Here is a 25,902-nt window from a genome sequence, read left to right as displayed (position 1 = left end):
GTCCGGGGAGTCCGGGGAGTCCGCGAGGTTCGGGAGGTTCGGGGAGTCCGCGAAGTCCGGGGAGTCCGGGGAGTCCGGGGAGTCCGCGAGGTTCGGGAGGTTCGGGGAGTCCGCGAAGTCCGGGGAGTCCGGGGAGTCCGGGGAGTCCGCGAGGTTCGGAGGGTTCGGGAAGCCCGGGGAGTCCGCGAAGATCTGCGGGTCCACGGGGGCCTGCGGGCCCGCCTCCGCCGCTTCGTCCAGGCCGTCGTCATCACGCACGGGATCCTCCTCGCGCCGGGACGGTCCTCCCGGCGGAATCGATGCTGGAGCTTCCCCCGGGGTGAAGGTCAACCGGCCACCGACCTGCACGGCGATCCCCGCCCGGCCCCGGCCACCCGGAACCGAACCGGAGTCCATGAACCCGCCCCCGGTGCCAGGAGCCCATACGGCGGCGGGGCGCCTCCGGCCGATCTGCCGTAGACGCCCCGCCGCTCACCGCGCGCACCAGGTCACTTGCGGTTGTAGAGCCGCATCGTGATCGAACCGAAGACGATCACGAACAGCGCAGCCCACCCCAGCGACCAGGCGATGTCCGCCGCCGGCCACTCGCCCGCCATCAGCTCCCGTACCGCCGTGGAGACATGGGTGACCGGGCTGTTGTTGACGAACGCCTGGAGCCAGCCCGGCATGGTCTTCGGGTCGACGAAGACGTTGCTCAGGAAGGTCAGCGGGAAGATGACCATCATGCTGACGCCCATCACCGACTTCTCGGAGCGCAGCAGCAGCCCGAACATCGTCCAGACCCAGGAGAAGGAGAAGGCGAAGACGACGAGCAGCGCGACACCGAGCACCACCCCGACGAACCCGCCGTCCGGCCGGTAACCGATGATCATGCCCACAACCATCATCACCACGGAGGCGATGAGGTACCGGACGACATCGCCGAGGAGATAGCCGACCATCGGTGCCGGGCGCCAGATCGGCAGCGTACGGAACCGGTCGAAGACGCCCTTCGTGATGTCCGTGTTGACCGCGACACCCGTGTACATCGTGATCATCACGATGCTCATCGTCAGAATGCCGGGCAGCAGGAACTGGATGTACTCCTGGGTGGAACCGGCCAGCGCCCCTCCGAAGAGGTACGTGTACATCAGCACCATCATGATCGGGAAGGCCGTCACATCGAAGAGCTGATCCGGCACATGCTTGATCTTGAGCATGGCACGCCAGCCGAACGTGACCGACGCGGAGAGCGCGCTCGGGCGCGGTGGCCGCTCCTTGCTGACCAGCAGGGCCGCGAGATCCTCCGCCTTGGGGGCGTCGAGGACGATGTCGTCGATGTCCTTGGTGGTGGTCGCGGTGCTCATGCGGCCGTCCCCTTCTTGTCGGTGAGGGCGAGGAAGACCTCGTCCAGGCTGGGCTGTCCCAGCGCGAAGTTGTCCACGACGATTCCGGTACGGGCCAGCTCGGCGAGCGCCCGTGCGGCCTGCTCGGCGGCGCCCTGGTCGCTGCCGTGCCCATTGACCCTGGCGGTGAGGGCGAGCGGATCGGAGTCCAGCTGGACCTCGGCGCCCAGCGCCACGGAGAGGACCTTCTCCGCATCGGGCCGCTGGGCCGCGTCACGCAACCGCAGATGGACCGCGCCGGAGCCGACGGACGCCTTCAGCTCGCCCTTGGTGCCCTCCGCGATCACCTTGCCGTGGTCGATCACGGCGATACGGGACGCCAGCTGATCGGCCTCGTCCAGATACTGCGTGGTCAGCAGCACGGTCGTGCCCTGGGCGACGACCGCGCGCACGATGTCCCAGACCTGGTTGCGGCTGCGCGGGTCGAGACCGGTGGTGGGCTCGTCGAGGAAGAGCAGATCGGGCGTGTTCAGGATGGAGGCGGCGATGTCGATCCGGCGCCGCATCCCGCCCGAGTAGTTCTTGATCTGCCGGTCGGCGGCCTCGGAGAGACCGAAGGCGTCGAGCAGTTGCTCGGAGCGGATCCTGGCGGCGGACTTGGAGTGGCCGAGCAGTCGCCCCAGCAGCACCAGGTTCTCCGTACCGGTGAGGTCCTCGTCGACCGATGCGTACTGTCCGGTGAGGCTGACCCGGCTGCGGACCAGGTCCGCGTCCTTGTGGACGTCCTTGCCGAAGACCCGGGCCTCGCCGCCGTCCGGCCGGAGCAGGGTGGCGAGCATCTTGACCGTGGTGGTCTTTCCCGCGCCGTTCGGACCGAGGACGCCGTACACCGTGCCGGCGGGGACACGGAGATCGACGCCGTCGACGGCCCGGTTCTCACCGAAGACCTTCACCAGGCCCTTGGTCTCGATAGCCAGTTCTGTACTCATTCGTGGGTTTCCTTCATTTCCTCGTCGTCGAAAGCGTCTTCGGTTGGCTGTGGGATGTCGACTCCCCCGGCCGCCAGGAATCATCGGTCGTACCGGGAGGAACCGGGGATCCCGGAAGTCGGTCAGGAGACATACGGCCGGGCGGCGCGGGCCTCCCGCAGGGCGATCCCCCACCAGCCGAGCTGGTCGAGCATCCGCTCCGCGGCACGGTCCCGGGCATCACTCGGCTCGTCGAGGAGGTTGATGCCCACCCCATTGCGCAGAGTGACGGTGTGCAGCTCGGTGAAGACCGAGCGCAGCTGCTCCACGGCGTACAGACCGGAGGAACCATGCCCGTAGCTCACGAACCCGACCGGTTTGGCCTGCCACTCGTCGTAGGCATAGTCGATGGCCTGCTTCAGTGAGGCGGGGAACGAGCGGTTGTACTCGGGAGTGACGATCACAAACGCGTCCGCACCGGCCACCCGTGCCGTGAAGTCGCAGATCTCCTCCGTGGCCCGGTCGGGGTAGCGGACCGGGAACTCGAAGTCGATCAGGTCGACGACCGACAGCTCCAGCTCCGAACGCCCCCCGGCCAGTTTGGTGAACCAGCGGCCGACGTCGTCCCCGATGCGCCCTTCGCGTGTACTCCCGATGATCACGGCGACACGCAACGGCGGCATCTCCCGCCCCCGGGGCTCCTCCATGGCGCGCCTCCTTCCTCGATTCCCGTCGTCGGGATCCCTGTCGTTTCCGCCGTCGGGATTCCTGTCCTTCTCCCCGGATTCCCGACGTCCGGCGTTGCCCTTCACCCCAGAGGCGCGAGATGCCGACGCGCAGCCGCCAGATCGGATCTGGCAACCGCGCGAGATGAAAAAACCGCAGGTCAAAGGGGCTGATCGAGTCAGAGCACGTCAGGTCGAGCTTGGTGCCGGCGGTGTCGCCGCGGCGGCTTCCTTCCTGCGCAGGCCCGGGATCAGCACCGCCGCCACCGCCAGGTGCATCAGGGCCAGCGCGGCCCGGGTGCCGCCGTCCATGCCGTCGCCGGTCAACGGCAGGAAGGACAGGGCCAGTACGGCGACGGCCACCCCGGTCCAGACGGCGCGGGCGCGCCGTACCCCGAACCGCTCCAGGGCGGCCAGCAGCCCCCATCCGGCGAGGGCCGCCGGCAGCGCGAACAACACCACCGGCACCGCGCCGATGTCGAGCGTCTGCTCGCCGTCGGTGATCCGCAGCCGGCGCCCCAGCACCGGGTCCGCGACCAGCCACACCAGGACAGGCGCCAGGACCGCGAGGCCCGAAACCCCCAAGCGCCCTCTGCGCACGCTCACTCGGCGCCGCCCGCGATCGCGCCGTGCAAGAAGACCTCCACCAGCTCCTGCGTGGTCAGCTCCGGCTCGTCCTCCAGATGCGGCTGGGTGAAAAGCAGCCCGAAGAAGAGGGCCGCGATCTGCTCCGGCGGCCGGCGCAGCGCGGCCTTCTCGGGCTCCAGCAGATCCGCGAGGGCCGCGCGGATGCGGGTCGTCGACTCGTCGCGGCCCGCGCCGCGCACCGTGCCGGGGTGCTTGCCGCCGCGGTGCCCGGAGGCGTGCAGCGAGCCGGCGATCGCGCCCATGCGGAACAGGTGCGCCTGCAGCGCCTGGGCCGCCTCCGCGAGCCGGTCGGGCAGCGGCTGGGACAGCTCGATCGCGCCGAGCTCGCGGACCGCGTGCTCGGGGGAGAGTGCCTCCGCCAGACAGGCTTGCAGCAGCTCGTCCTTGTCGGCGAAGACCCGGAAGATCGTGCCCTCGCCGATGCCCGCGGCGCGGGCGACCTTCGCGGTGGTCACCGCGGCGCCGTACTCGGTGATCAGCGGGATCGCGGTCTGGATGATCATCGCGCGCCGCTGCTCCGGCGACATGCCGGGGGCGCGGCGGCGGGCGGTCTGGTTCTCCCTGGGTGCTGTCATGACCGCGAGCATACGGAGTGAGGACTCACTCCGTCAATGAGTGAGTCCTCACTCCGTACACTTCTCCCGTACTCGGCTGCTTGCCGATGGCAGCCCACCAAGATCCACAACCTGCCGGGACAGAACACCTACTCCCGCACATAGAAGACGTAGAACGAGACCGCGCCCATGACGAAGGCGAAGATCAGTCCCATTCCCGTGGAGCGGATCACGCTGGCGCCGGTCAGGCTGTGCAGAAACCCCACCGCCAACCCGCACAGTCCGCCGTACGCGGCGGCGCGCAGCTCGCGTGGGAGGGCGCCCTGGATCCGGCCGAGGCCGTACGCGACCGCGGTGAAGACGATGCCCGCGACCACGCCGTAGAGCACATCCCACCAGCTCACGGCCTCGCCGGTGCGGCGGAGGAAGCCGGCGTAGAAGCCGAAGAGCGTGCCCAGGGCGAGGGGGATCCCCCAGGCGAGAGATCCGAAGCGCCGGGCGGACACCGTTGCTGGAGCGGCCATGGCGGAGTACTCCTTCCCTCTCCTGTCCTTCCCTTCAGGGCACACCCGCGGCCCTCGCCCGGCAAGTCGTACGGCCGGGGAGGCGACCGTCGCCCGGCCGACGGCGGGGAAAGCAACCGTCGCTCGGGCGGGGGACGGCGACGGTCGCGGGGCCGGGCCGCAGGCACCACGGCAGGAACCGCGGGATCGCACGGCCGGGGACACACACGCCGGGGAGGGCGGTCGACGCGGGCCCGGGGCATACACCGAGGGCGTCCGGTACGGCCGGCCACGGACCGCCGGTACGGGTCCCCTCCGCCACGCCTCTGCTCGGCGGAACCCCCCCGAAGGGCCCAGTCGGCCGCGCACCGCTCGCGCCCAGGCCGTAGCCCGCGTTCCCTGGAGGAGTGCGGAGCCTCTTCTCGACAGTGCTGATCGTCCTCGTCGCCCTACTCACCCCCCTGAGCGCACTCGCCGTCTGGGCGGACCGGGAGATCGGCGACACCGACGGGTATGTCTCCGCGATGGCGCCGCTCGCCTCGAACAGCGCCATGGAGAACGCGGTCGCCGACCGCATCACCGACGAGGTGATGAAACAGGTCGGCTCGGCGCCCGCCCAGGACGGCCTACAGGATCTGGTGCATGACGCGGTGCTCTCCTTCGCCACGACGGACGCGTATCGGACCGCGTGGAACACGGTCAACCAAGCTGCCCACACTGCGGTGGAGAAGGCGCTGACCAGCCGCAACGGCGACACCGCGAGCATCGATCTGGCCCCCGTGCTCGAACAGCTGAAGGCTCAGCTGAGCGCGGACGGCGTGCCGTACGCGCACCAGATCCCGGTGGGGGACGCGCGGATCACGGTCCTCGAATCCGACAAACTGGGCGCGGCGCGCGAGGTGTTCGACGCCCTTCAGGTCGCGGGGATCTGGCTTCCGCTGACCGCTCTCCTGCTGGCCGCGCTCGCCCTTCTCCTCGCCCCACAGCGGTTGCCCGCTCTTGCGCTCGCCCTGGCGGCGGGCGGCCTGCTGCTGTTGCTCACGGTCGCCCTCACCCGCGGCCTGACACTCGACGACCTCCCCGCCGGTGTGAACCGCCCTGCCGCGAACGCGGCCTTCGACGCGCTGACCTCGACACTGCGGGTGACTTCGTGGTGGCTGATGGGTGTCGGTGTCGTGACAGCGGCCCTGGCTCTCCGGCACAGACGCCGCCGCGCTCTGGTCCCCGCCACGGCATGAGTTCCGGGACCCAAGGAGCCGTGTTTCACGTGAAACCCTCACCGCGGCCCCTCACCTGTCTTCTCCCCTTCCCCTCTCTCCCTTCTCCCTCCCTCTTCTCCCTGTCCCGCAGCTCCCGGCTGTCGGCTGTCGGCTCCTGGCTGTGGACCGCCGACTCCTGAACCCGGGCCCGATCACCACAGACCCCGTTCCCCGGCACCTCGCCATGAGAGACCGGGTGGCAGAAGCCCGCTACCGTCGCCCCATGCCCGACTTCCTCGTCCCTCACCCCCGTACCAGCACCGCCGTCCTCCTCGCCTCCGCCGCCGCGGACCGTGGGCTCGACGTCGTCGCCGAGGCAGGGACGGGGTCGGAGGTGCACTGGTACGGCGGTCCGCTCGCCGCACGCCGCGCCGGGGTCAGGGAGCGGCTGGGGGTCGGACTGCTGGAGCCCGCGGACGCATGGCTCAGCACCCTGCCGTACGAACTCACCCGCCGCCGGGTCACTCTGGCGACGCTCGCCGACGCCTGGGCCCTGGAAAGTCCCGCCTTCGTCAAGCCGCCCTCGGACAAGTCCGTACCCGCCGCCGTGTACACGACGGGCCGCGATCTGCCGCGCGAGGGCGAGCGGATCGGCCCCGGCACCCCCGTGCTGATCAGCGAGGTCGTCGAGTTCACCGCCGAGTACCGGCTCTTCGTGCTGGACGGCGAGGTGGTCACCGGCAGCCGGTACGCCGTGTACGGACGGCTGGACCCCGGCCCGCTCACCCCGGACGCACGGGACTTCGCCCGGCATCTGCTCGACACCGCTGGGCACACTCTCCCGAGCGCGGTCGTCGTCGACATAGGCCGGCTGGCAGATGATGGCGGCACCCGCGGCGGCGACGGCAACGGCGGTCCGAGCGCGGGCAGCCACGACGGAGACGAAGACAGCAGCGGTCGTGGCACCCATCGCGGCGACCGCGACGGGACCGGAGGCGGGCGCTGGGCGGTCGTGGAGGCGAACATGCCGTGGTTCGCCCATAGTTACGCCGCTCTCCCCGACCGTGTCCTCGATGTCGTCCTGCGCTCCTCCGGTCCCCGCCACAGGGTCACCCCGAGGGACACGCCGTTTCTGCGGTGAGCCACCGGCCATCGCCACCGCCGTCGGGCGGTTGCTCCACCCCTGGCACATCCGTGACCCGCCCTTGGTCCACCTCTTGGTCCACGGGCCGGGCGGCCGGGCTGAGGTGGGCGTTCCGGATACGGCGAGTCGACGCCAGGGCCGTTGGAGCAGGAACGATGTCGGGGAGACTGACGTCATCACAGTGAAGAGAAAGCCGATGGTGACGTGGCTGCGCGGCCGGACGGACCGGCATGGCGCGGCGAGCAACCGTCGGTGACGCATCGCACGCGGATCGGTTCATCCGGACGTCAGGCCCCAGGGCCCGGCGCCCGACCCGGCCCGCGTGGCTCAGGAGATCGACCCGACGCCCGGAGGCCGGTTGTGGACAGCGCCATCTCGACAGCGGCACCCGCCGCGGAGCCGCAGGCCCCTGTCCGCCGCCGGGGCGGCCGGGCCGCCGCCGTCTGGCTCGCGGTCCTGCTGCTGCTCGTGCCGACCGCGGTCGTGGCCTGCCGGGTGGTGGACACCGACGCCGTCACCCCCGTCCCCCAGCTGCTGGCCTTCCTCCCCTGGCTGCTGCTGCCCGCCGGGGCCGCCCTGCTGCTGGCGCTCCTCGCGCGCTGGCGGGCCGGCCTGATCTGGGCGGCGGCGGTGCTCGGAGTCACCGGCTGGTTCGTCCGGCCGTACGACACCGGGTTGGCCGACGACCCGCCCGGCCGGGTCGTCGCCGACCTCGAAGTCCTCACGTCGAACGTGGAATTCGGGAACGGTACGGAAGGACTGATAGCGACGATCAAGCGCGAGAAGCCCGACCTGGTCTTCGTCCAGGAGTGCGCGGCCGAGTGCTCGGAAGGGCTGGCTTCCCACATCCCCCAGGCCGACTATCCCTACCGCAATGTCGTCGAGGGCGATCTGGCCTATGGCTCGGCCATCCTCAGCAAATACCCCTTGCGCAACGCCCCGGGTATCGAGTCCACCCTCGCGATGCCGGGCGCGGTGGCCGACATCGCGGGCCAGGAGGTCCACCTCCAGCTGGCGCATCCGCTGCCGCCGATCCCCAGCGGCGTCGACGACTGGCGCAGGGAACTGGGCCGTATGCGGGAGTACGCGGCCGAGGTGAAGGGCTCCGCGGCCATCGTCGCGGGAGACTTCAACGCCTCCCAGGACCATGCCGCCTTCCGCCGGATACTGGACGCGGGGGCCCTGCGCGACGGCGCGGCACTCGGCGGCGCCTCCCGCACCCCGTCCTGGCCGACAGCCGTGGGCCGTCCCCTGGGCACCCAGATCGACCATGTGCTGATCAGCGAGCAGTTCTCGGTCCGCAAGGCACGGTTCCTGGAGCTGGCCGACACGGACCACCGCTCCCTGCTGGTGGAACTGGAACTCCACAGCAAGGACTGACGAACCGCGTAGCCACCGTGCCGTCGGAGTCCGCCCGACGGAGTCCATCCATCGGTGCCGGCGCAGGATCGGCCCCCGGGCGTCGGCGGCCGGCGGCCGGCACCCGGCACCCGGCAGGATTTACTGAGGGGGTGCGATGAGGCATCACTTGACCATGGAGACCCGACCGACCGTGGAGACCCGACCGGGACGGCTGTCCCCGCCGGAGTGGCTGCTCAGCAGCCTCCGGCCGCAGTCCGCCCCCGTGCCGTGGGCCGCGGTCGCCCGAGCGGGGGTGGCACTCACCGCACCACTCGCCGTCGGCCTGGCCGTGGGACAGCCGGTTTACGGCGCACTGGTGTCGATGGGCGCGCTGTCCGGCGTGATCAGCGACACCGCCGACGCGTACCGGCTGCGGATCTTCAATATCGCCGTGCCCCAGTTGTTCGGCGCCATCGGGGTCACCGTCGGCACTCTGGTGTACGGGGAGGGCTGGCTCGCGGTCGCCGTGCTGACCCTGGTCGCCCTGGTCTCCGGAATGATCTCGTCGATCGGCGCGGTCGCCTCCGTCTCCGGACTGCTGCTCCTGCTCAACGCGGTGGTGGGCGCGGGGCTCGCGATGCCGTCTCCTTGGTGGAAGGCCCCGCTGCTGCTGACGCTCGGCGGACTGTTCGTGCTCCTCCTGACCCTGCTGGGCTGGCCGTTGCGCGGGCGGATGCCGGAGCGGGCCGCCGTCGCCGAGGCGTATCGCAGCGTCGCCGAACTCTTCCGGGCGGCCGGCACAGACGCGTACGAGGAGAAGCGGCAGGCCGTGACCGAGTCGCTCAACACCGCGTACGACCTGATCCTCGCGCACCGCGCCCGCGATCACGGGCGGCGCGGCCCCCTCGTACAACTGCTCGCCCAGCTCAATGTGCTCATCCCGCTGGTGGAGGGCGCGGCGGCGGCGCATCTGTACGGCCGGGCCTCCCGCAGGCCAGAGATCGGCGACGCGGTGGAGGAGTTGGGGGCGGCGGTCGCCGAGGGCCGGGACGAGGTGCCCGGTCTCTCGGGGCTGCCCCGGCCGGAGGGTCCCGCGGACCGTGCCGTCGAGGCCGCCCTCCGGCACGCGGCGGCCGTGGTCCACAAGGCCGAACCCGATCCGTACGACACGACGGACGACCGGCTCGGGCGGCCCGCGGCCCCACGGGTCCGCTTCCGGAGCGCGGCGCGGGCGGTGCTGTTGTCCGAGGGGTCCTGGCGTTACGGGCTGCGGCTGGCCCTGTGCGTGGGGCTGGCGCAGGCTCTGGTGTCGCTGGTGGCCGTGCCCCGGTCGTACTGGGTCGCGCTGACCGTCACCTTTGTCATGAAACCGGACTTCGGTTCCGTGTTCTCCCGCGCGGTGCTGCGTGCGCTCGGCACGGCGGCGGGCCTCCTGGTGGCGGCGGCCGTGCTCGCGGAGGTGCCGCGCGGCTGGTGGGACGTGCCGGTGATGCTGGTGCTCGCGGCGCTGATCCCGGCGTTCTCCGCGAAGGGGTACGCCTTCCAGACCGCCGCGATCACCCCGGTCATCCTGCTGCTCTCCGACACCCTCAACCACGAGGGCTTCGATCTGGTGGTGCCACGGCTCCTGGACAGCCTCATCGGCTGTGGGATCGCCCTCGTCGCGGGCTATCTGCTGTGGCCCGAGAGCTGGCACACCCGGATCGGGGACCGGCTGGCGGCGGCGGTGGAGGAGATCGCGGGGTATGTGGCGTACGCGTTCGACTCCCGGAGCGACCAGGGTGAGCGGGTGCGGCGGCGACGGCGGATCTACCGCGATCTGTCGTCCGTACGGTCCGAGTTCCAGCGCGCCCTGACCGAGCCGCCGCCGGTCGGGGCCCGGGCCGCCGCGTGGTGGCCCCTCGTGGTCGCCGTCGAACGCATCGTGGACGCGACGACCGCGGCCCGGGTCCGTGTCGATCACGGGGCGAAGGCGCCCTCCGCCGAAGAGGTCGCGGGGGTGGAGCGTGAGCTGAGAGGACTGGCGGAAGGGGTGCGGAGCAGCGAGACCCTCGTGGAGGTACGGGCGGTGCTGGAGGGCGAGGAGGAAGGAGTGCTCGCACCGCTGAGACATGAGGTGACAGCGGCGCGGGCGATCGCGTCCGGATAGCCGGACCGCCTCCCCGGGCCTGGTCCGCCCGGCACGGGACCCTCCCCACCCGGCGCACGGACCCGGGAACGCAGCCCCCGGCCCCGGCACGCAGACCGGAGCACACGACCAGCGCACCAGCCCGCAGCCCACACCCCGGTCCGGGGACGCGAGCCCCGGCCCCCACCCTCGGCCCCCGGAGAGCCCGGGGCCTACCGGCTACCCCGGGTGGCTCCTGCCGCCGGGGCGCTCAACAAGGGCAGGGGCCGCACCGGGCTACTGGTTGCCCTGGAGGCGTTCCAGTTCGCGGCGGTCGCGTTTGGTGGGGCGGCCCGTGCCGCGGTCCCGGACGGCGATGGGGGCCGCGAACTCCCTGGGCGGGGGCGGCGGGCTGTTGTCCACGTAACACTGGACGGCTACGGGCGCGCCCACCCGCTTGCGCACGATCTTCGAGACGACGACGAGCCGTTCGCGCCCCGCGTGGAAGAGACGGACCTGGTCGCCCGGACGCAGGGTGTGTGCGGGCTTGACCCGGTCGCCGTTGACGCGGACATGGCCCGCCTTGCAGGCGGCCGCCGCCTGGGAGCGGGTCTTGGTGAGACGTACGGACCAGATCCAGGCGTCGACCCGTAGGGACTCACCTGCCGGTGTGGACGAACCCTCTGCAGCCATGCTCCGACTCTACGACCCGCACGGCGAAGGGGCGGGGGATATTTCCCCCCGCCCCTCCGAAGCCACCCTCCGGAGCCCGCCCCCGGAAGCCTCCCGGGAAACCCGCGCCGGATGAGCGCGTATCCGGACGCGCGTACCGGAACCAGGTACCGGACGCGCGTACGGAGGCAGGCACCGGAACCAGGTACCGGAAGCCCCGGGGGAGCCCGCCCCCGGGAGGGATCAGGCGCCGATGTCGCGGCCGTCCTTGCGCCAGACGGCGACGACCGACGGCCGGACGATCCGGCCCGGTCCGTCCGGCCAGGCGCTCGCGGGCTTCTCGACGGACGCGCCGTCCAGCTCGCCCGGGTGCTGCACCGCCACCAGGACGCGGCGCTCCTGGATGATCGGCCCACAGGTCTCCGCGCCGATCGGGACGGTCAGGAACTGCTTCAGCTCACCGCGCCGCTCGCCGTGGGTGGCGACACCGAAGAGGCCGTCGTGGGAGCCGAGCTTGTTGCCGTCCGTGGAGATCCACAGGTTGCCGTAGGGGTCGAAGGCCACGTTGTCCGGGCAGGAGATGGGGCTGACCTTGTCCTTGGGGAAGCCCGCGAAGTACGTGGAGGGGTCCTTCGGGTCGCCCGCCACGAGGAAGAGCCGCCAGGCGAAGCCGTCGCTCGCCGGGTCGTCCCAGTTCTCGGCCAGCTCCAGGATCTGGCCGTGCTTGTTGGAGTTGCGCGGGTTGGCCTCGTCCGCGCCGGGCAGGCCCGCCTTGCCGCGGTCGGTGTTGTTCGTCAGGGCGACGTAGACCCGGCCGGTGCGCGGGGACGGCTCCACGTCCTCGGGGCGGTCCATCTTGGTGGCGCCGACCTTGTCACCGGCCAGCCGGGTGAAGACGTACACCTCCTCGGCGGTCATACCGGGGACATGGGAGGTGTTTCCGGTGGCCAGCGGGATCCAGACGCCGGAGCCGTCGAACTCCCCGTCGTTCGGGAGCTTGCCGCTGCCGTCGATCTCGCTCCGCGGGCTGTCACCGGTCAGCTTGGCGACGTACAGCGTGCCCTCGTCCAGCAGCGTGCGGTTGTGCTCGCGCGCCGAGCGGGAGTTGCCCTTCTTCATCGGCTTCGACGAGACGAACTTGTAGAAGTAGTCGAACCGCTCGTCGTCACCCATGTAGACGACCGGACGGCCGTCGTCGGTCAGACGCGGCTGCGCGGCCTCGTGCTTGAAGCGGCCGAGCGCGGTGCGCTTGGCGGGGACGAAGTCGGGGTCGTACGGGTCCAGCTCGACGACCCAGCCGTGGCGGTGGGACTCGTTCGGCTCCTGCCGCACGTCGAAGCGCTTGTCGAAGCGCTCCCACTTGCGCTCGGACTCGCCGGTGCCGATGCCGTAGCGCTTGTCGGTGGCGCTGGAGCCGTTGGCGAAGTACTGGTTGAAGTTCTCCTCGCCGTGGAGCGTGGTGCCCCAGGGCGTGGTGCCGCCCGCGCAGTTGTTCAGTGTGCCGAGGACCGTGGTGCCCCTCGGGTCGGCGGACGTCTTCAGAAGCGCGCTGCCCGCGGCCGGGCCGGTGACCGTGAACTCGCTGGTGGCGGTGAGCCGGCGGTTGAGGTGGTGGCGGGTGACGGGCGTCAGCCCGCCCGACTTGCGCTCCTCCTCGACCACGACGACGGAGAGCCCGTGTGCGGCCCAGGCGATCTCGACCTGCTCGCGGGTGGGGTTGGCGGGGTCGTATCCCCGGAACATCAGGACTTCGTCGGTGTACTCGTGATTGGCGACGAGGATCTGCCTGCCGCGCTCGCCGTGCAGCGGGAGCAGGGACAGGAAGTCGTTGTTGTACCCGAACTGGCCCGCCTGGGCCTTCGCGCTCTGCTTGTCCGGGTTGAAGGAGGGCGCACCGCGCAGAATGGGGTCACCCCAGCGGATGACGATGTCCTGGGTGTAGCCGCTGGGGACGGTGACCTTGTCGTCCTTGTTGGGCGCCACCGGGGTGAAGCGGAGACCACGGGCGCCGTCGGAGCCGCCGTGGCCGTGCCCCTTGCCGTTCCCGGCGGGGCCGGCGACGGGCGCGGCGGACGCCTGGCCTCCGCCGGGTCCCGCGACGGTCGCGGCACCCGCGGCGGCGGCGACCGTCACGACGGCCGCGGCGCGCACCATCGAGCGCCGCGACAGGGCCGCGGCGATGATGTCACCGGCGTACTCGTTGTCGCTGGTGTTCGGAACCTCCTGGAAGCAGGCGTCACCGCAGCGATAGCGGCAGGTGAGCGCGGAACGCCCGCCCGCGTGCGATCCGGTGTTCAACAACGGCAGCAGCTTGCGCACTTCGTCCTCCTCCGGCGCACACCGCGCCGACATCGTGTCGGAATATCTCCGGGCGTGACATTAGGGGTGTACATGTGCAATGCGGCGGACGCCGAGTGAACGGCTGATGAATCCCGGACACGGTGTGGTGCGGTCTCGGCCACGGCGACGGCCGGTTCCCGGGGAGGGAAGGGCGTGTCGTACAGCGGGTTACGAGTTGGGCCGCGGGTGGCCGCCCCTGCGGGGTCCTGCGGCAGGTGGCCGCTAACCTTACGTGTCCGCCCTGGCCAGGACACCCCTTGGACTGCTTGGCCCAAGTGCGGACATTCACCGCACTCAACTCATGCGAAAGGGCTCGCACATGGGCATTCGGAGTTTGCTGCGCAAGGTGTTCGGTCGCGATCGCTCGGAGCCCAACGAGTCGGCGACAGCTTCGGTACCGCCCCAGTCGGAGCGTACAGATTCGGCCACTGGGGGGACGGAGACGGAGTCGGCGAGCACGGCCGTGTCAGGGGTCTCCTCGTCGGCGGCCGGGGCCGCGGCTTCGTCATCGGGAGCCGGGTCCGGAGCCGGCTCGGGCTCCGGGTCCGGCTCCGGGTCCGGCTCCGGGTCCGGGTCCGCCGAGGGGGTGACGTCGGCCTCCGCGCCCGGCGCGTCCACGCCCGCGTCCCCGGTGGATCGCGCGGCGGATCTGGTCTCGGCGGCCTTCGACAACCCCCAGCCCCGCCACCGCACGCCCTCGGTCCCCGCCCAGGCCCGCTCCGAGCAGACCCCCGGCCCGTCGGTCCCGGCCCCCGAACCCCGTACGGAGCAGCCGGAGCCGACCGCCGCCGTACGGGAGCAGGAGGAGCCGGCGGCCGAGGTCGCTGCCGTCGAAGAGGAGGCGACACCCGCCCCCGTGGCCTCCAGCGCCCCGGAGCGGGAGCCGGAAGCGGAAGCAGAAGCGGAACCCGGGCAGGAGCCCGTCGCCGCAGCCGAGGCCGAGCCGGGGGCCGGGAGCGAGCCGCCCGCCGCCGCCCCGGTCACCGCCGAGACCACCTCCGACGCGCCCGACGCGCCGGAGGCCGGCACCCCGGCCGTCGCCGAGCCGGAGGCACCCGCCGAGGAGCCCGGGGCACCCTCCGCCGGACACAAGCCGGAGCCCGAGCAGCAGCCCCGGCCCGAGACACCCGCCACCGCCGAACCCGAGCAGCAGACCGAGCTAGAGCCCACCACCCCGGAACCGGTCGCCACCGCAGCCGACACCGCACCCGCCGCGCCGCAGTCCGACGCCCCGGAGCCGGTCGCCGCCGAAGCGGACACCGCACCCGCCGCGCCGCAGGGCGACGACGAGGTGATCGCCGTGACCGACGCCGACCCGGCCGCGGCCACCGACGCCGCCGACCCCGCCGTCCCGGCCGCGCTCGCCGGGCACCACGCCGCCGCGGGCGCCGCGCTGGAGCGGGCCGGGATCGGCGAGACGCCCGCGCGCGCACGGGTGTACCTCGTACTCGACAGGTCGGGTTCGATGCGGCCGTACTACAAGGACGGGAGCGCCCAGCACCTCGGGGAGCAGGCGCTCGCGCTCGCCGCGCGGCTGAACGCCGACGCCCCGCTCGGGGTGGTGTTCTTCTCCACGGAGGTGGACGGGACCGGCGAGCTGAGCCTCGACGCGTACGAGGGCCGGGTGGACGAGCTGCACGGCTCCCTCGGCCGGATGGGGCGTACGAACTACCACCTGGCCGTGGAAGAGGTGCTCGCGCTGCACGCGAAGGCCGACCCCGCGGCGCCCGCGCTCGTGATCTTCCAGACGGACGGCGCGCCGGAGTCCAAGACGGCCGCCACCGCCGCGCTGGCGGCCGCCGCGGACAAGCCGGTGTTCTGGCAGTTCGTGGCGTTCGGGGAGCACGACGCGAAGGCGTTCGACTACCTCCGCAGGCTCACGGCGGACAACGCCGCGTTCTTCCACGCGGGCCCCGCCCCCCGCGAGCTGCCGGACGCGGAGCTGTACGACGGGCTGCTCACGGCCTGGCGTCCGTAGGCCCAGGAGGCACGGAGGCGCAGGAGGCGCCCCCGGAGACCCCCGGAGGCGTCCACACGCCGGTGTCAGGGCGCTCGCACCGCGGGGTCAGCGCTTCGGCACAGCGGTGCCGGGGCGCTCGCACGGCAGTGTCACGGTGACGGTCAGGCCCCCGGCGGGGCCCGGCCGGGCCGTCACCGTGCCGCCGTGGGCCTCCGCGATCGAGCGGACGATCGAGAGGCCGAGGCCGGCCCCCGGGCCCATCCGGTCCCGCCCCTCACCCCGCCGGAACGGCTCGAAGAGCGCCGGGATGTCGTTCTCCGGGACCACCGGACCGGTGTTCTCGACGGTGAGTACCCCGGAGTCGACCACCACCGTCACGGTCCCGTCCGGCACATTGTGGACGGTCGCGTTGGCGACCAGATTGCCGACGAGCCGGGCGAGGAGCACCCGGTTTCCCCGGACCGCGCCGCCGCCGGTCCGCACCTGCGCGCGCACGTCGTAGCGCGCGGCCTCCTCCGACGCGACCTCGCCGAGGTCGACGTCGTCGCGCTGCTCCAGGCCGCGTTCGCCGCGCGCCAGCATCAGCAGGCCGTCGATGAGGCGTTCGCTGCGGCGGTTGTTGTCCAGCAGGACGCGGCGGGTGGCGGTGAGTTCCTCGGCCGACGAGGAGGCGTCGAGGCCGATCTGGATCGCGGTGCGCTGGGTGGCGAGAGGGGTGCGCAGTTCGTGGGAGGCGTTCGCGATGAACCGGCGCTGGCTGTCGAACGCCTTCTCCAGGCGGGCCAGCAGCGCGTCCAGCGTGTCCCCCAGCTCCTTCAGCTCGTCGTCGGGGCCGTTCGCCCCGATCCGTTCGTGCAGGGTCCGCTCGGAGACCTTCCGCGCCTTCGCGGTCATCGCGTGGACCGGGCGCAGTACCCTGCCCGCGGTCCACCACCCCACACCGACCGCGCACAGCGCGGTCATCAGCAGGGCGGTCAAGGACCAGAAGAGCACCTGCCGGGAGGCCGCGTCGCTGACGTCGTCGGTGAGCTGGTACGCCGAGAACGCCGTGCCGTTCTCCGTGCGCGGCTCGCCCGGCACGACCGCGACGACGGGCCCGCCGGGCCGCGTCCGCAGGAACCGTCCCGCGTCGGACGCCGGCGCGGCCGGCAGCGGGACGGCGCGCCGGGCGATGGCCGCCGCGTCGCTCTGCGTGCCGGCGCTGGACATGAGGTTGACGACCCCGAGGAGCACCCCGCCGAGGACCAGGAAGACCGCGCCGTAGACCAGGGCGATCCGCGTCCGGATCGTGGACACGGGCCGCCCCCGCGCCCCTCCTCGGGGACGCCGCCCCGGCAGCCTCGGCCACCCGGCCCGCACCTGAGCCCCCTGCGCCCCCCCTGACCCCTCTGCCCCCTGCCGTCTCAGCCACCCCCGCCCGGCCCACCCCACCCACCTCACGCGCCCGGACTGCCCCACGCGCCCGGACTGCCCCACACGCCCCGGCCGCCCGGACGGCCCGGAGCCGGACTCCGGGCGGAACCGCCGGTTCACAGGGCGTACCCCACACCCTGGACGGTACGGATCAGGGCGGGCTCGCCGAGCTTGGCCCGCAGCTTGCTCATACAGACCCGGACCGCGCCCGTGAAGGGGTCGGCATGGGCGTCCCAGGCGCGCTCCAGCAGTTCCTCGGCCGAGACGATCGCGCCGTCCGCCTCCAGCAGGATCTGGAGCACGGAGAACTCCTTCGGCGAGAGGTCCAGTTCCCGCCCGTCCCGCTCGGCCGTCCTGCGTACGGTGTCCAGGCACACCCCGTGCCGCTCCAGCAGCGGGGGCACGGGACGGGCGCTGCGCCGCCGCAGCGCGCGGACCCGGGAGACCAGCTCGGGGAACTCGAACGGTTTGCCGAGATAGTCGTCGGCACCGAGGTCGAGCCCTTCCACCCGGTCCTCCATGGACGCGGACGCCGTCAGCATCAGGATCCGGGTCCGGGAGGCGGAGGCGACCAGCCGGCGGGCCACCTGGTCGCCGTGGACACGGGGCAGATCGCGGTCGAGGACGACCACGTCGTAGTCGTGCAGCCCGAGATAGGCGAGGGCGGCGTCCCCGCTGTAGACGGTGTCGACGGCGAATCCGGCCCGCCGCAACCCTGTGGCGACGAGTTCGGCCAGAACCTCTTCGTCCTCGGCGACCAGTACCCGCATATCTGCCGTCCCTCGCACCTACAACGCCATGTCTCCCCCAGGATGCGCCCTGTCTACGTGCCGGGATGTTTCGCGGATGTCTCCACCGGCCTCCGGGCCCGTCGGGAGGCCCTCCGCGGGCCGTTAGGATTTCGACCATGGCGGCCACTGGATCCGAGAAGCAGGGGGCGGCGGCGTACTACGTCACGACCCCCATCTACTACGTCAACGACGCTCCTCACCTGGGCCACGCCTACACGACCGTCGCAGGCGACGTGCTCACCCGCTGGCACCGCCAGCGCGGCGAGAAGGTGTGGTACCTCACCGGCACGGACGAGCACGGTCAGAAGATCATGCGCACGGCCGAGGCGAACGGCGTCACTCCCCAGGAGTGGTGCGACAAGCTCGTGGAAGAGGCGTGGAAGCCCCTCTGGGAGCATCTGGACATCGCGAACGACGACTTCATCCGCACGACGGAGAAGCGGCACACGGACCGTGTGCAGGAGTTCGTGCAGGACCTGTACGACAAGGGCGAGATCTACCAGGGCGGGTACGAGGGCCCGTACTGCGTGGGCTGCGAGGAGTACAAGCTCCCGGGCGATCTGATCGACGGCGAGGGCGAGTACGCGGGGCAGAAGCTGTGCCCCATCCACAAGAAGCCGGTGGAGCTGCTGAAGGAGGAGAACTACTTCTTCAAGCTCAGTGAGTACGGTCCCAGGCTGCTGGAGTTCTACGAGGCCAACCCGGGCTTCATCCAGCCCGAGTCCGCGCGCAACGAGGTCGTGAACTTCGTCAAGCAGGGCCTCCAGGACCTCTCCATCTCGCGCTCGACGTTCGACTGGGGCATCAGGATCCCGTGGGACGAGAAGCACGTCATCTACGTGTGGGTCGACGCGCTGCTGAACTACGCGACGGCCGTCGGCTACAACGAGAACCCGGCGAAGTTCGCGGAGACCTTCCCCGCGAACGTCCACCTGGTCGGCAAGGACATCCTGCGCTTCCACGCGATCATCTGGCCCGCGATGCTGATGGCGAACGGCCTGCCCGTGCCGGGCCGGGTCGCCGCGAACGGCTGGCTGATGGTCGGCGGCGAGAAGATGTCCAAGTCGAACCTGACCGGCATCAAGCCGCAGGACCTCACCTCCCACTTCGGCGTGGACGCCTACCGCTGGTACTTCCTGCGCGCGATCGCGTTCGGCCAGGACGGGTCCTTCTCCTGGGAGGACTTCACCGCCCGCTACACGAGCGAGCTGGCGAACGACTACGGCAATCTCGCCTCGCGGGTCGCGGCGATGGTCGCCAAGTACTTCGACGGCACGCTCCCGGAGGCGACGGCGTCCGGTGAGGCCGAGCGGGCGGTGCGGGACGGGCTGGCGAAGGCCGTCGCCGAGGCGGACCGGAAGATCGGCGACGAGCTGGACTTCCAGGGCGGCATTCTGGCGATCTTCGACTTCGTCAAGCAGGTCAACGGCTATCTGACGGAGCAGGAGCCCTGGAAGGTCGCGAAGGACCCGTCGCCGGAGGGCCAGGCGCGGCTCGCCACGATCCTCTACACGGCGGCGGAGTCGCTCCGGGCCGTGGCCGTCCTCCTCAACCCGGTGATGCCCCGCACGTCCGAAGCCCTGTGGGACTCCCTCGGCGCGGAGGCGTCCCTCGGCGCGCTGGCCGCGCAACGGGTCCAGTCCGCGGGCGAGTGGGGCGGGCTGCCGGCCGGCTCCCACGTCACCAAGGGCGCGGTGCTCTTCCCCCGCCTGGAGGAACCCACCACCTCATGAGCCCCCGCTGAGGGCTTCGCCCCCGGCCCCTCCGGGACCGCTCCCCAGCAGATCCGACACCCGGGGACCTGCTGGGGGAGTAGTCCCTCGGCTGCTCCACCCCGCGCCCTGCAGCCGGGCAGGTCTTACATTTGACCTACAACGTCAGGCCAGTGGGGCACTGACAGCGCGATGGAAAACAATCCAGCCCCCGCAATACCACGGCGGGAGCGGTCCATTTCTTGACGGCTCAAGTTGAGGATCCCTTCCAGCGTGGAAGGATAGCTGTTCGACTCCCCCGAAGGCGCGGGAAAACCCGCCGTGGGTGTGATGGGGCGCTGCAATTTTCGCGCGAGCGCTTCCAGGATTAACGGCCGCGACTCTTCCTTCGGCAGGTTTCCGTTGAGCCACTGGTTCACGGACGTTGTTGGTACTTGCCGGGGTGCCGCGTTCGGCGCCAATGCGGTGGGGTGCCTGCGGTGACTTTGAGACGACTGGGCAGCTGACTGTCACCTACGACAACTTCTCCGTAAGACCCTCCACGCGTCCCTTCATAAGAATGTATGGCGGAAATAGTGGGTCATTGAACCTGTAGCGAAATCTCCGAAGAACGCCACGTTTTGTGAGGATTCCGCCGCGCGCATCATCGGGTGACGAGAAGTCTTTAAAATGCGTAGCGAAGGCCGGAATATCGTACTTACGCCCGGAGATTTCACACAGCTTCTCTCTGACATCAGGAGCGTGAGCACTCTTGAGGCGTACGTTGCTGCGCTCGGGGGAAAGCTTGAGATCGTCGCGGACTTCGGCGACGAGAAAATCATCCTGGGCTAGAGCGAAGCTTTTACCACGGAGGCGGAACGTGCACGCGTTCCGCCTCCACGGTTCGTAGCCTGGTTGTTCGGAGGAGCCAGGCGCTCTCTGGTCGCGACCACCGGAACCTGCTGATCGCAGCCCATCAGCGGCTCGGCGGCCCCGGTCTGTCCATCAATTCCGCGAACGTCCCGGCCGGCAGCACGAATTCCATGTCAGTAACCCTTTCAACAGGGAAACGTCATACCTCCCGGCGCGGTGGAAAGCCATGCGGCAGCGGACGCAGCCGGATCGGCTGGCCGGCGCCGGGGGCCTTTCACGTTCGTCACACGCGAGTGGTGTGCTGGTCCAGGACGGCCCGCAGCAGGTCGAGGCCCTCGGCCTCATGCAGGCCCCGCTTGGGCAGGACGTCGAGGCACATGATGTTGGGGTCCCGGCTGAGCAGGACGAAGTGGCCTGCCGTCTCCCGGTAGCCCTGGAAGACGGACCACTTCTGGACCAACGTGCTGTGGTCGCTGCGGCAGGTGATCCCGGCCGGAGACACGGTGACGCGGTACTCGCCCTGCCATCCGATGATCCGCTGCACATGGGCGGCCTGCAGCCGTGGGTACCCCCACACCAGCAGGACGACGAACAGGAGCAGAACCGTCGAGACCACGTCGATACTCCCGCGGCCCATGGCGGAGAGCAGCCAGTGCCCCACCCACAGTGCGAGGAACACGCCCCGCAGCAGCAGTCCGGTCCGCTTGATCCGCTCGCGGACCCGCAGGCCGACCAGTGTGTCGGCGGACTGGGGCCGGTACGCCAGCTGGACCGCGGTCCGCCCGTCCACGACACCGTCAGCAGTCTCCGCGAAGTTGCCGGTGCCTTCGGCGCTGCGGCCCTCGGCCATGATCCCTCCCCGGTATGAAGACCTGCGGATCCTACCGAACCTCAGTGTCCTCGATGACCCGTGGCTCCGGGCCTGACCGGGCCACCGCCCCGGTGACCGGCCCGGTGCCGGTGATACGGCCTCAGCGGGCGAGTTCCTCCGCCGGGCCCATCGCGACGACCGGCCGGGCCGAGGGGTCCAGGCGTCGCAGGAGGTCCTTCATACGCTCCCGGGCCAGGCCCACACAGCCCTCCGTGCCGCCGCCGTGGCCCACGTGGATCCAGATGCCGCCGCCGCGGGAGGTGCCGAGGGGGCGGGTCCAGTCGAGGGGGGTGGTGCCGGGCTTGCGGTTGTAGTTGACGGCGACGACGTAGTCGAACGCACCGCGCTTCGGCTCGCCCTCGAAGTTCGTGCCGCCGGTACGGAACGCCGGGCCCCGGTCGTACGGAAGCTCCGTCCCCGGATCGGCCAGCCGCCCGCCCGCGTCGGTGAGGCCGAAGACCCCTATCGGGGAGCGGAGATCGCCCTGGCGGTGGTGCCGGGTCCAGCCTCGGTGGGCGTTGCGCGCGGGCCAGGGGTCGGCCGCGGGCTTCCAGCCGAGTACGGGATCGCGTTCGTACAGCGTCCCGGTGGAGTGGTTGGAGTCCATGGACGCGCCGGTCACCACGAACACCTGCCGTGTCCCGGCGCCGATGCGTGCCCGGGTCAGCGGCCCGAGGCCGGGTATCTCCGCGGGTCCCGAAGAGGTGGGCGACGCCTTGTGCTGCCCGGCGCCGCCGAGCGCCGGGGTGGGCGCGGAACCGGGCCCGCGCCCGGCGGCACCGGAGCCGGAACCACCCGCCTGGCAGCCCGTGAGCAGCAGCCCCACGGCCAGCGCGAGTACCGGAACCATGCGCTTCATCGCCGCTCCCCCGTCCTTTTCGTTCCCGGCTGCGGTCCCGGCTGGGTTCCCGGCGGCGTTCCCGGTACGTCCGGCGAACGCGTCGAGGGCGGGCCGGGAGCTTCCGTATCGTCGAAGCGGGCGCCTTCGACGCGATCCTTCATGTCGTTCACCGTGCTCTCCGGCATGTCTTCGGCACCGCAGAGAACGGCGGAGATCAGAACGCCGGGATCCTTCGCACCGGCGATGAGAGCGCTGTACGAGTAGGCCCCGCCGATGCTCAGGCAAGCGGGCGTGGGCTTGGCCAGCCGGTTCAGCGGTATGCCGTGCTTCCTCAGCTTCAGGGGCCATTTCCCGGAGTGCTCCGGGGTCAGTTCGAGGAGCGCGCCGCCGGGGCGCAGCCTGTCCAGGGGCATGCACGCGCGCTGGTCGTCCGCCGCGCACGGCCGCGGGAACGCGCGGAGGGGCTGATCCGCCGCGAACCCCCGGGCGGGCACCTTGAACTCCCCGGACTCCGGCAGCTCCAGCGTCTGCCAGCCCCCCGGGAGGCGGAGCCTGAGCCCGGCGAGCTCCGGATAGCCGACCGTGCGTTCCCCCACCGTGCCGGAGGGCGGCGGCGGCACGGTGGGTCCCCCGGAAACGGAGGGCGCGGCGGGCGGCACGGGCCCCGGGTCGCGCAGAGCGTCCGGGAGCAGCGTTCCGGCGAGCGCCAGCACGGTCACGGCCGTCGCGGTCGCGCCCACCGCCCGCCTGCGGCGCCGCCGGATCCGTTCCCGTATCTGCTCCAACCGTCCCTCGGGCGACGGCAGACGGGGAGTGGCGCGCTCCAGCAGAACGCGCAGCTCCCGTTCCCCGGACCCACCGCTCTCATCGGTCCCGTCCCGCATCCCGGTCCCGTCCGGCATCCCAGTCCCGTCCCGCATCCCGGTCCCGTCCGGCATCCCGAGCCGGTCCGGCACACCGGCCCCGCCCGGATCGCCGGGGCGGGCGTCACGGCCACCGGGCCGGGTGTCACGATCGCGCACGGCAGTCACCACCCTCCGCCATCGCGGCGGGGAGCAGCGCCCGCAGCGTACGCAGGGCCTTCGCCGACTGGCTCTTGACCGTGCCGGGCGCGCAGCCCAGCGTCGCCGCCGTGTCCTCGACGCTCAGGTCCTCGAAGTAGCGCAGGACGACCACCGCCCGCTGGCGCACCGGCAGGGCGCGTACGGCGGCGGCGAGCGACTGCTCCAGGTCGACGCTCTCGTACGCGTCGTACGCCCCCCGGGGCGGGGCCGTCTCCGGCAGCTCGCCGTGCGGCACCTCGCCCCGCCAGCGTCTGCGCCACCAGGAGGCATGGGTGTGGATCAGCGCCTTGCGTATGTACGCCTCCGGATGGTCCCCGGCGATCTTCCGCCACCTGGGCCAGACCCGGGCCAGCACGGTCTGCAGCAGATCCTCGGCGAGATGCGCGTCGCCCGTGAGCAGCCAGGCGACTCGGAGCAGCCTCGGGCCCCGGGCGGCGACGAATTCCTCGAAGCCGCCGTCGTCGCCCTGGGAACCCATCCTGCCGCCCTCGCCCTTGAAGCCCTCGTGTTCCGTCGTCCACGTGAGGGGAACGCGGTGGGGCGGGTATCGGGTTGCCCTCCGTACCGTGTTCACACCCCCGGCGGCGCGGACATGTGCCCGGGGCCGCGTCCCCCGCCGGGTAAGGCCCACCGCACCCGCGCGGGACCGGTGCCGGGTGCCGGTGCCGACGGGAGCGGCCCGAAGCGGCCCGCGCCCCCACGCCGTCACAGATGCCGTCTACAGCGCGTCGGTTCACCCGGCGGCCACGCATACGGATCCCCGGACGGCCCGGCGCACGGAACTCCGGCAACGACCCGAAACGGAACCGGGAACGGCCCGAGAACGCGGAAGGCCCCGTACCACCGCGGCGGTACGGGGCCTTCGCCCGGAAAAAGTCAGGGAGCTCCGGGTCCGGGTGTCACTCCCCGGGCTTGGCGACCGGCTTGCGCAGCTGGATGTTCAGCTCCCGCAGCCGTGACTCGTCCAGCTCGGTCGGCGCGCCCATCATCAGGTCCTGCGCGTTGCCGTTGAGCGGGAAGGCGATGGTCTCGCGGATGTTCGGCTCGTCCGCGAGCAGCATCACGATGCGGTCGATGCCGGGGGCGATACCGCCGTGCGGCGGGGCGCCGAGACGGAAGGCGCGCAGCATGCCCGCGAACTCGTGCTCGACGGTCTCGCGGTCGTAACCGGCGATCTCGAACGCCTTGAGCATGACCTCGGGCTCGTGGTTGCGGATGGCGCCGGAGGACAGCTCGATGCCGTTGCAGACGATGTCGTACTGCCAGGCGAGGATGTCGAGCGGGTCCTTCTCCTCCAGGTCCTTCATGCCGCCCTGGGGCATCGAGAAGGGGTTGTGGGAGAAGTCGATCTTCCCGGTGTCCTCGTCCTTCTCGTACATCGGGAAGTCGACGATCCAGCAGAACCGGAAGACGCCCTCCTCGAAGTGGCCGGACCGCTTGGCGGCCTCGACCCGGACGGCGCTCATGATCCTGGAGACCTCGTCGACGTCACCCGCGCCGAAGAAGACGGCGTGCCCGGCGGCGAGGCCGAGCCGCTCGGTGAGGACCTTGACGTTCTCCTCGGTGAGGAACTTGGCGATCGGACCGGAGAGCGTGGGGGTACCTCCCTGGCCCCCAGGGCCATGGGGGACGTCTTCGGCGACGCGTACCCAGGCGAGGCCCTTCGCGCCCTGCTCGATCGCGTACTCACCGAGCTGGTCGAAGAACTTGCGCGGCTGGGCGGAGACGTCCGGCACCGGCAGGGCGCGCACGTGCTTGCCCGCGAACGCCTTGAACTCGGAGCCCTCGAAGACATCGGTGATGTCGAACAGTTCCAGCTTGGCGCGCAGGTCCGGCTTGTCGTTGCCGTACTTCAGCATCGCCTCGCGGAAGGGGATGCGCGGGAACGGCGAGGTGACGTGCCGGCCGTCGCCGAACTCCTCGAACAGCTCCGTCATCAGCTTCTCGACGGGCCCGAAGACGTCCTCCTGCTCGACGAAGCTCATCTCCAGGTCGAGCTGGTAGAACTCGCCGGGCGAGCGGTCGGCGCGGGCGTCCTCGTCGCGGAAGCAGGGCGCGATCTGGAAGTAGCGGTCGAAGCCGGAGATCATCAGCAGCTGCTTGAACTGCTGCGGGGCCTGCGGCAGCGCGTAGAACTTGCCGGGGTTCAGCCGGGAGGGGACCACGAAGTCACGGGCGCCCTCGGGGGAGGTCGCGGTGAGGATCGGGGTCGCCATCTCGTTGAAGCCGAGGGCGGTCATCTTGTGCCGGATCGCGGAGATCACGGCGGTGCGCAGCATGATGTTGCGGTGCATGCGCTCACGGCGCAGATCGAGGAAGCGGTACTCCAGACGCCGTTCCTCGTTGACGCCGTCGTCCGTGTTGATGGTGAAGGGGATCTGGGCCGCGGCGCCCAGGACCTCGACCTCCGAGACCTCGATCTCGATCTCACCGGTGGGCAGCTCGGGGTTGACGTTGTCCGCGCCCCGGCTGACGACCTTGCCGTCCACCCGGACGACGGTCTCCTTGGTGAGATGGCTCAGCGCCTCGTTCGCCGGGGTGCCGGGGCGGGCCACGAGCTGGGTGATCCCGTAGTGGTCGCGCAGATCGATGAAGAGGATGCCGCCCAGGTCTCGGCGATTGTGCAGCCAGCCGCTCAGCCGGACGTCGGAGGAGACGTCAGAGGCGCGGAGCTCGCCGCAGGTGTGGGACCTGTACCGATGCATTCTCGTTCATCCAGTCTTGGGGATTCGGGGGTGGCCGGGCCTGTCAAGGTTACCGCCCGGCTCCCCCGCCCCTCATTGGCTTATACATGCCACGGAACGGCTTCCGGCGGTCCGGTGACCGGGCCCTCGACGGTGGCCGCCGGGCCCGGCGGCCCGGGGGGTGTGAC

22 protein-coding genes and 1 pseudogene are annotated in these 25,902 nt (G+C 71.3%); 6 read left to right on the top strand and 17 right to left on the bottom strand.

Annotation, left to right across the window (positions count from 1 at the left end):
• From ACFYT4_RS07530 to ACFYT4_RS07500, 7 genes and pseudogenes are all read right to left on the bottom strand, one after another.
• Window positions 1-258, bottom strand: a pseudogene (locus ACFYT4_RS07530) (hypothetical protein); the annotation flags it as partial.
• Between the two features lie 230 nt (window positions 259-488).
• Complete coding sequence (locus tag ACFYT4_RS07525) at window positions 489-1,346, bottom strand: ABC transporter permease (RefSeq protein WP_389266233.1); 858 nt, start codon at window positions 1,344-1,346, stop codon at window positions 489-491.
• On the bottom strand, window positions 1,343-2,314 hold the full coding sequence (locus ACFYT4_RS07520) for an ATP-binding cassette domain-containing protein (protein WP_389266231.1): 972 nt from the start codon (window positions 2,312-2,314) through the stop codon (window positions 1,343-1,345). The genes ACFYT4_RS07525 and ACFYT4_RS07520 overlap by 4 nt, the downstream gene beginning before the upstream one ends.
• Window positions 2,315-2,436: 122 nt before the next feature.
• A complete protein-coding gene (locus tag ACFYT4_RS07515) occupies window positions 2,437-3,000 on the bottom strand; it encodes an NADPH-dependent FMN reductase (RefSeq protein WP_389266229.1) in 564 nt (187 codons plus the stop codon).
• A gap of 207 nt (window positions 3,001-3,207) precedes the next feature.
• Window positions 3,208-3,624 (bottom strand): DUF6069 family protein, encoded by a 417-nt coding sequence (locus ACFYT4_RS07510; protein WP_389266227.1) that lies wholly within the window; start codon window positions 3,622-3,624, stop codon window positions 3,208-3,210.
• Window positions 3,621-4,241, bottom strand: a complete 621-nt coding sequence (locus ACFYT4_RS07505) for a TetR/AcrR family transcriptional regulator (RefSeq protein WP_389266226.1) — start codon at window positions 4,239-4,241, stop codon at window positions 3,621-3,623. The genes ACFYT4_RS07510 and ACFYT4_RS07505 overlap by 4 nt, the downstream gene beginning before the upstream one ends.
• A gap of 128 nt (window positions 4,242-4,369) precedes the next feature.
• The gene (locus ACFYT4_RS07500; RefSeq protein ID WP_389266224.1) at window positions 4,370-4,744 is read right to left on the bottom strand and encodes a hypothetical protein; all 375 of its coding nucleotides are present in this window, start codon (window positions 4,742-4,744) and stop codon (window positions 4,370-4,372) included.
• Window positions 4,745-5,130: 386 nt separating this feature from the next.
• Here ACFYT4_RS07500 and ACFYT4_RS07495 point away from each other — a divergent pair, with 386 nt between their 5' ends.
• From ACFYT4_RS07495 to ACFYT4_RS07480, 4 genes are all read left to right on the top strand, one after another.
• A complete protein-coding gene (locus ACFYT4_RS07495; protein ID WP_389266222.1) occupies window positions 5,131-5,961 on the top strand; it encodes a hypothetical protein in 831 nt (276 codons plus the stop codon).
• A gap of 244 nt (window positions 5,962-6,205) precedes the next feature.
• Window positions 6,206-7,063, top strand: a complete 858-nt coding sequence (locus tag ACFYT4_RS07490) for an ATP-grasp domain-containing protein (RefSeq protein ID WP_389266220.1) — start codon at window positions 6,206-6,208, stop codon at window positions 7,061-7,063.
• Between the two features lie 363 nt (window positions 7,064-7,426).
• Window positions 7,427-8,446 (top strand): endonuclease/exonuclease/phosphatase family protein, encoded by a 1,020-nt coding sequence (locus tag ACFYT4_RS07485; protein WP_389266218.1) that lies wholly within the window; start codon window positions 7,427-7,429, stop codon window positions 8,444-8,446.
• Window positions 8,447-8,600: 154 nt separating this feature from the next.
• Window positions 8,601-10,556 carry an FUSC family protein gene (locus ACFYT4_RS07480; RefSeq protein WP_389266217.1) on the top strand — a complete coding sequence of 652 codons (1,956 nt, stop codon included), beginning with the start codon at window positions 8,601-8,603 and terminating at the stop codon, window positions 10,554-10,556.
• 255 nt (window positions 10,557-10,811) lie between these two features.
• Here the strand turns inward: ACFYT4_RS07480 and ACFYT4_RS07475 are convergent, their stop codons facing one another.
• Both ACFYT4_RS07475 and ACFYT4_RS07470 read right to left on the bottom strand, forming a co-directional pair.
• The gene (locus ACFYT4_RS07475; RefSeq protein WP_389266215.1) at window positions 10,812-11,207 is read right to left on the bottom strand and encodes an RNA-binding S4 domain-containing protein; all 396 of its coding nucleotides are present in this window, start codon (window positions 11,205-11,207) and stop codon (window positions 10,812-10,814) included.
• A 222-nt stretch (window positions 11,208-11,429) separates the two neighbouring features.
• Window positions 11,430-13,505: a PhoX family protein gene (locus ACFYT4_RS07470; protein ID WP_389266214.1), complete on the bottom strand. Its 2,076-nt coding sequence runs from the start codon at window positions 13,503-13,505 to the stop codon at window positions 11,430-11,432.
• 607 nt (window positions 13,506-14,112) lie between these two features.
• Between ACFYT4_RS07470 and ACFYT4_RS07465 the strand changes: the two genes are divergently transcribed.
• Window positions 14,113-15,504, top strand: a complete 1,392-nt coding sequence (locus tag ACFYT4_RS07465) for a VWA domain-containing protein (RefSeq protein ID WP_389266212.1) — start codon at window positions 14,113-14,115, stop codon at window positions 15,502-15,504.
• Window positions 15,505-15,591: 87 nt separating this feature from the next.
• Here the strand turns inward: ACFYT4_RS07465 and ACFYT4_RS07460 are convergent, their stop codons facing one another.
• Together ACFYT4_RS07460 and ACFYT4_RS07455 are read right to left on the bottom strand one after the other, a co-directional pair.
• Entirely contained in the window at window positions 15,592-16,782 is a 1,191-nt protein-coding gene (locus ACFYT4_RS07460) for an ATP-binding protein (RefSeq protein WP_389266210.1), read from the bottom strand.
• 233 nt (window positions 16,783-17,015) lie between these two features.
• Window positions 17,016-17,669, bottom strand: a complete 654-nt coding sequence (locus ACFYT4_RS07455) for a response regulator transcription factor (protein WP_389266208.1) — start codon at window positions 17,667-17,669, stop codon at window positions 17,016-17,018.
• A 137-nt stretch (window positions 17,670-17,806) separates the two neighbouring features.
• Between ACFYT4_RS07455 and metG the strand changes: the two genes are divergently transcribed.
• The gene (gene metG / locus ACFYT4_RS07450) at window positions 17,807-19,423 is read left to right on the top strand and encodes a methionine--tRNA ligase (protein WP_389266206.1); all 1,617 of its coding nucleotides are present in this window, start codon (window positions 17,807-17,809) and stop codon (window positions 19,421-19,423) included.
• Window positions 19,424-19,548: 125 nt separating this feature from the next.
• Here metG and ACFYT4_RS07445 read toward each other — a convergent pair whose 3' ends face one another.
• From ACFYT4_RS07445 to aspS, 6 genes are all read right to left on the bottom strand, one after another.
• Window positions 19,549-19,821, bottom strand: a complete 273-nt coding sequence (locus ACFYT4_RS07445) for a hypothetical protein (RefSeq protein WP_389266204.1) — start codon at window positions 19,819-19,821, stop codon at window positions 19,549-19,551.
• Between the two features lie 716 nt (window positions 19,822-20,537).
• Window positions 20,538-21,104, bottom strand: coding sequence for a YcxB family protein (locus ACFYT4_RS07440; protein ID WP_389266202.1), 567 nt, complete (start codon window positions 21,102-21,104; stop codon window positions 20,538-20,540).
• Between the two features lie 121 nt (window positions 21,105-21,225).
• Window positions 21,226-21,984 carry a L,D-transpeptidase family protein gene (locus ACFYT4_RS07435; protein ID WP_389266200.1) on the bottom strand — a complete coding sequence of 253 codons (759 nt, stop codon included), beginning with the start codon at window positions 21,982-21,984 and terminating at the stop codon, window positions 21,226-21,228.
• Complete coding sequence (locus ACFYT4_RS07430; RefSeq protein ID WP_389266198.1) at window positions 21,981-22,988, bottom strand: hypothetical protein; 1,008 nt, start codon at window positions 22,986-22,988, stop codon at window positions 21,981-21,983. The genes ACFYT4_RS07435 and ACFYT4_RS07430 overlap by 4 nt, the downstream gene beginning before the upstream one ends.
• On the bottom strand, window positions 22,975-23,508 hold the full coding sequence (locus ACFYT4_RS07425) for a SigE family RNA polymerase sigma factor (RefSeq protein ID WP_389266196.1): 534 nt from the start codon (window positions 23,506-23,508) through the stop codon (window positions 22,975-22,977). The genes ACFYT4_RS07430 and ACFYT4_RS07425 overlap by 14 nt, the downstream gene beginning before the upstream one ends.
• Window positions 23,509-23,929: 421 nt before the next feature.
• Window positions 23,930-25,735 carry an aspartate--tRNA ligase gene (gene aspS / locus ACFYT4_RS07420; protein ID WP_389266194.1) on the bottom strand — a complete coding sequence of 602 codons (1,806 nt, stop codon included), beginning with the start codon at window positions 25,733-25,735 and terminating at the stop codon, window positions 23,930-23,932.
• Window positions 25,736-25,902 lie beyond the last annotated feature (167 nt).

This window comes from Streptomyces sp. NPDC004609 (genome assembly GCF_042873655.1).
In the GTDB taxonomy this organism is placed as follows: domain Bacteria; phylum Actinomycetota; class Actinomycetes; order Streptomycetales; family Streptomycetaceae; genus Streptomyces.
This window is presented reverse-complemented; position numbering and strand designations above follow the sequence as displayed.

Excerpts from the sequence above, each read along its gene's own strand:
- ACFYT4_RS07525 (WP_389266233.1), bottom strand. The coding sequence starts at position 1,346 with ATGAGCACCGCGACCACCACCAAGGACATCGACGACATCGTCCTCGAC.
- ACFYT4_RS07520 (WP_389266231.1), bottom strand. The coding sequence starts at position 2,314 with ATGAGTACAGAACTGGCTATCGAGACCAAGGGCCTGGTGAAGGTCTTC.
- ACFYT4_RS07515 (WP_389266229.1), bottom strand. The coding sequence starts at position 3,000 with ATGGAGGAGCCCCGGGGGCGGGAGATGCCGCCGTTGCGTGTCGCCGTG.
- ACFYT4_RS07505 (WP_389266226.1), bottom strand. The coding sequence starts at position 4,241 with ATGACAGCACCCAGGGAGAACCAGACCGCCCGCCGCCGCGCCCCCGGC.
- ACFYT4_RS07500 (WP_389266224.1), bottom strand. The coding sequence starts at position 4,744 with ATGGCCGCTCCAGCAACGGTGTCCGCCCGGCGCTTCGGATCTCTCGCC.
- ACFYT4_RS07490 (WP_389266220.1), top strand. The coding sequence starts at position 6,206 with ATGCCCGACTTCCTCGTCCCTCACCCCCGTACCAGCACCGCCGTCCTC.
- ACFYT4_RS07480 (WP_389266217.1), top strand. The coding sequence starts at position 8,601 with ATGGAGACCCGACCGACCGTGGAGACCCGACCGGGACGGCTGTCCCCG.
- ACFYT4_RS07475 (WP_389266215.1), bottom strand. The coding sequence starts at position 11,207 with ATGGCTGCAGAGGGTTCGTCCACACCGGCAGGTGAGTCCCTACGGGTC.
- ACFYT4_RS07455 (WP_389266208.1), bottom strand. The coding sequence starts at position 17,669 with ATGCGGGTACTGGTCGCCGAGGACGAAGAGGTTCTGGCCGAACTCGTC.
- metG (WP_389266206.1), top strand. The coding sequence starts at position 17,807 with ATGGCGGCCACTGGATCCGAGAAGCAGGGGGCGGCGGCGTACTACGTC.
- ACFYT4_RS07440 (WP_389266202.1), bottom strand. The coding sequence starts at position 21,104 with ATGGCCGAGGGCCGCAGCGCCGAAGGCACCGGCAACTTCGCGGAGACT.
- ACFYT4_RS07435 (WP_389266200.1), bottom strand. The coding sequence starts at position 21,984 with ATGAAGCGCATGGTTCCGGTACTCGCGCTGGCCGTGGGGCTGCTGCTC.
- ACFYT4_RS07425 (WP_389266196.1), bottom strand. The coding sequence starts at position 23,508 with ATGGGTTCCCAGGGCGACGACGGCGGCTTCGAGGAATTCGTCGCCGCC.
- aspS (WP_389266194.1), bottom strand. The coding sequence starts at position 25,735 with ATGCATCGGTACAGGTCCCACACCTGCGGCGAGCTCCGCGCCTCTGAC.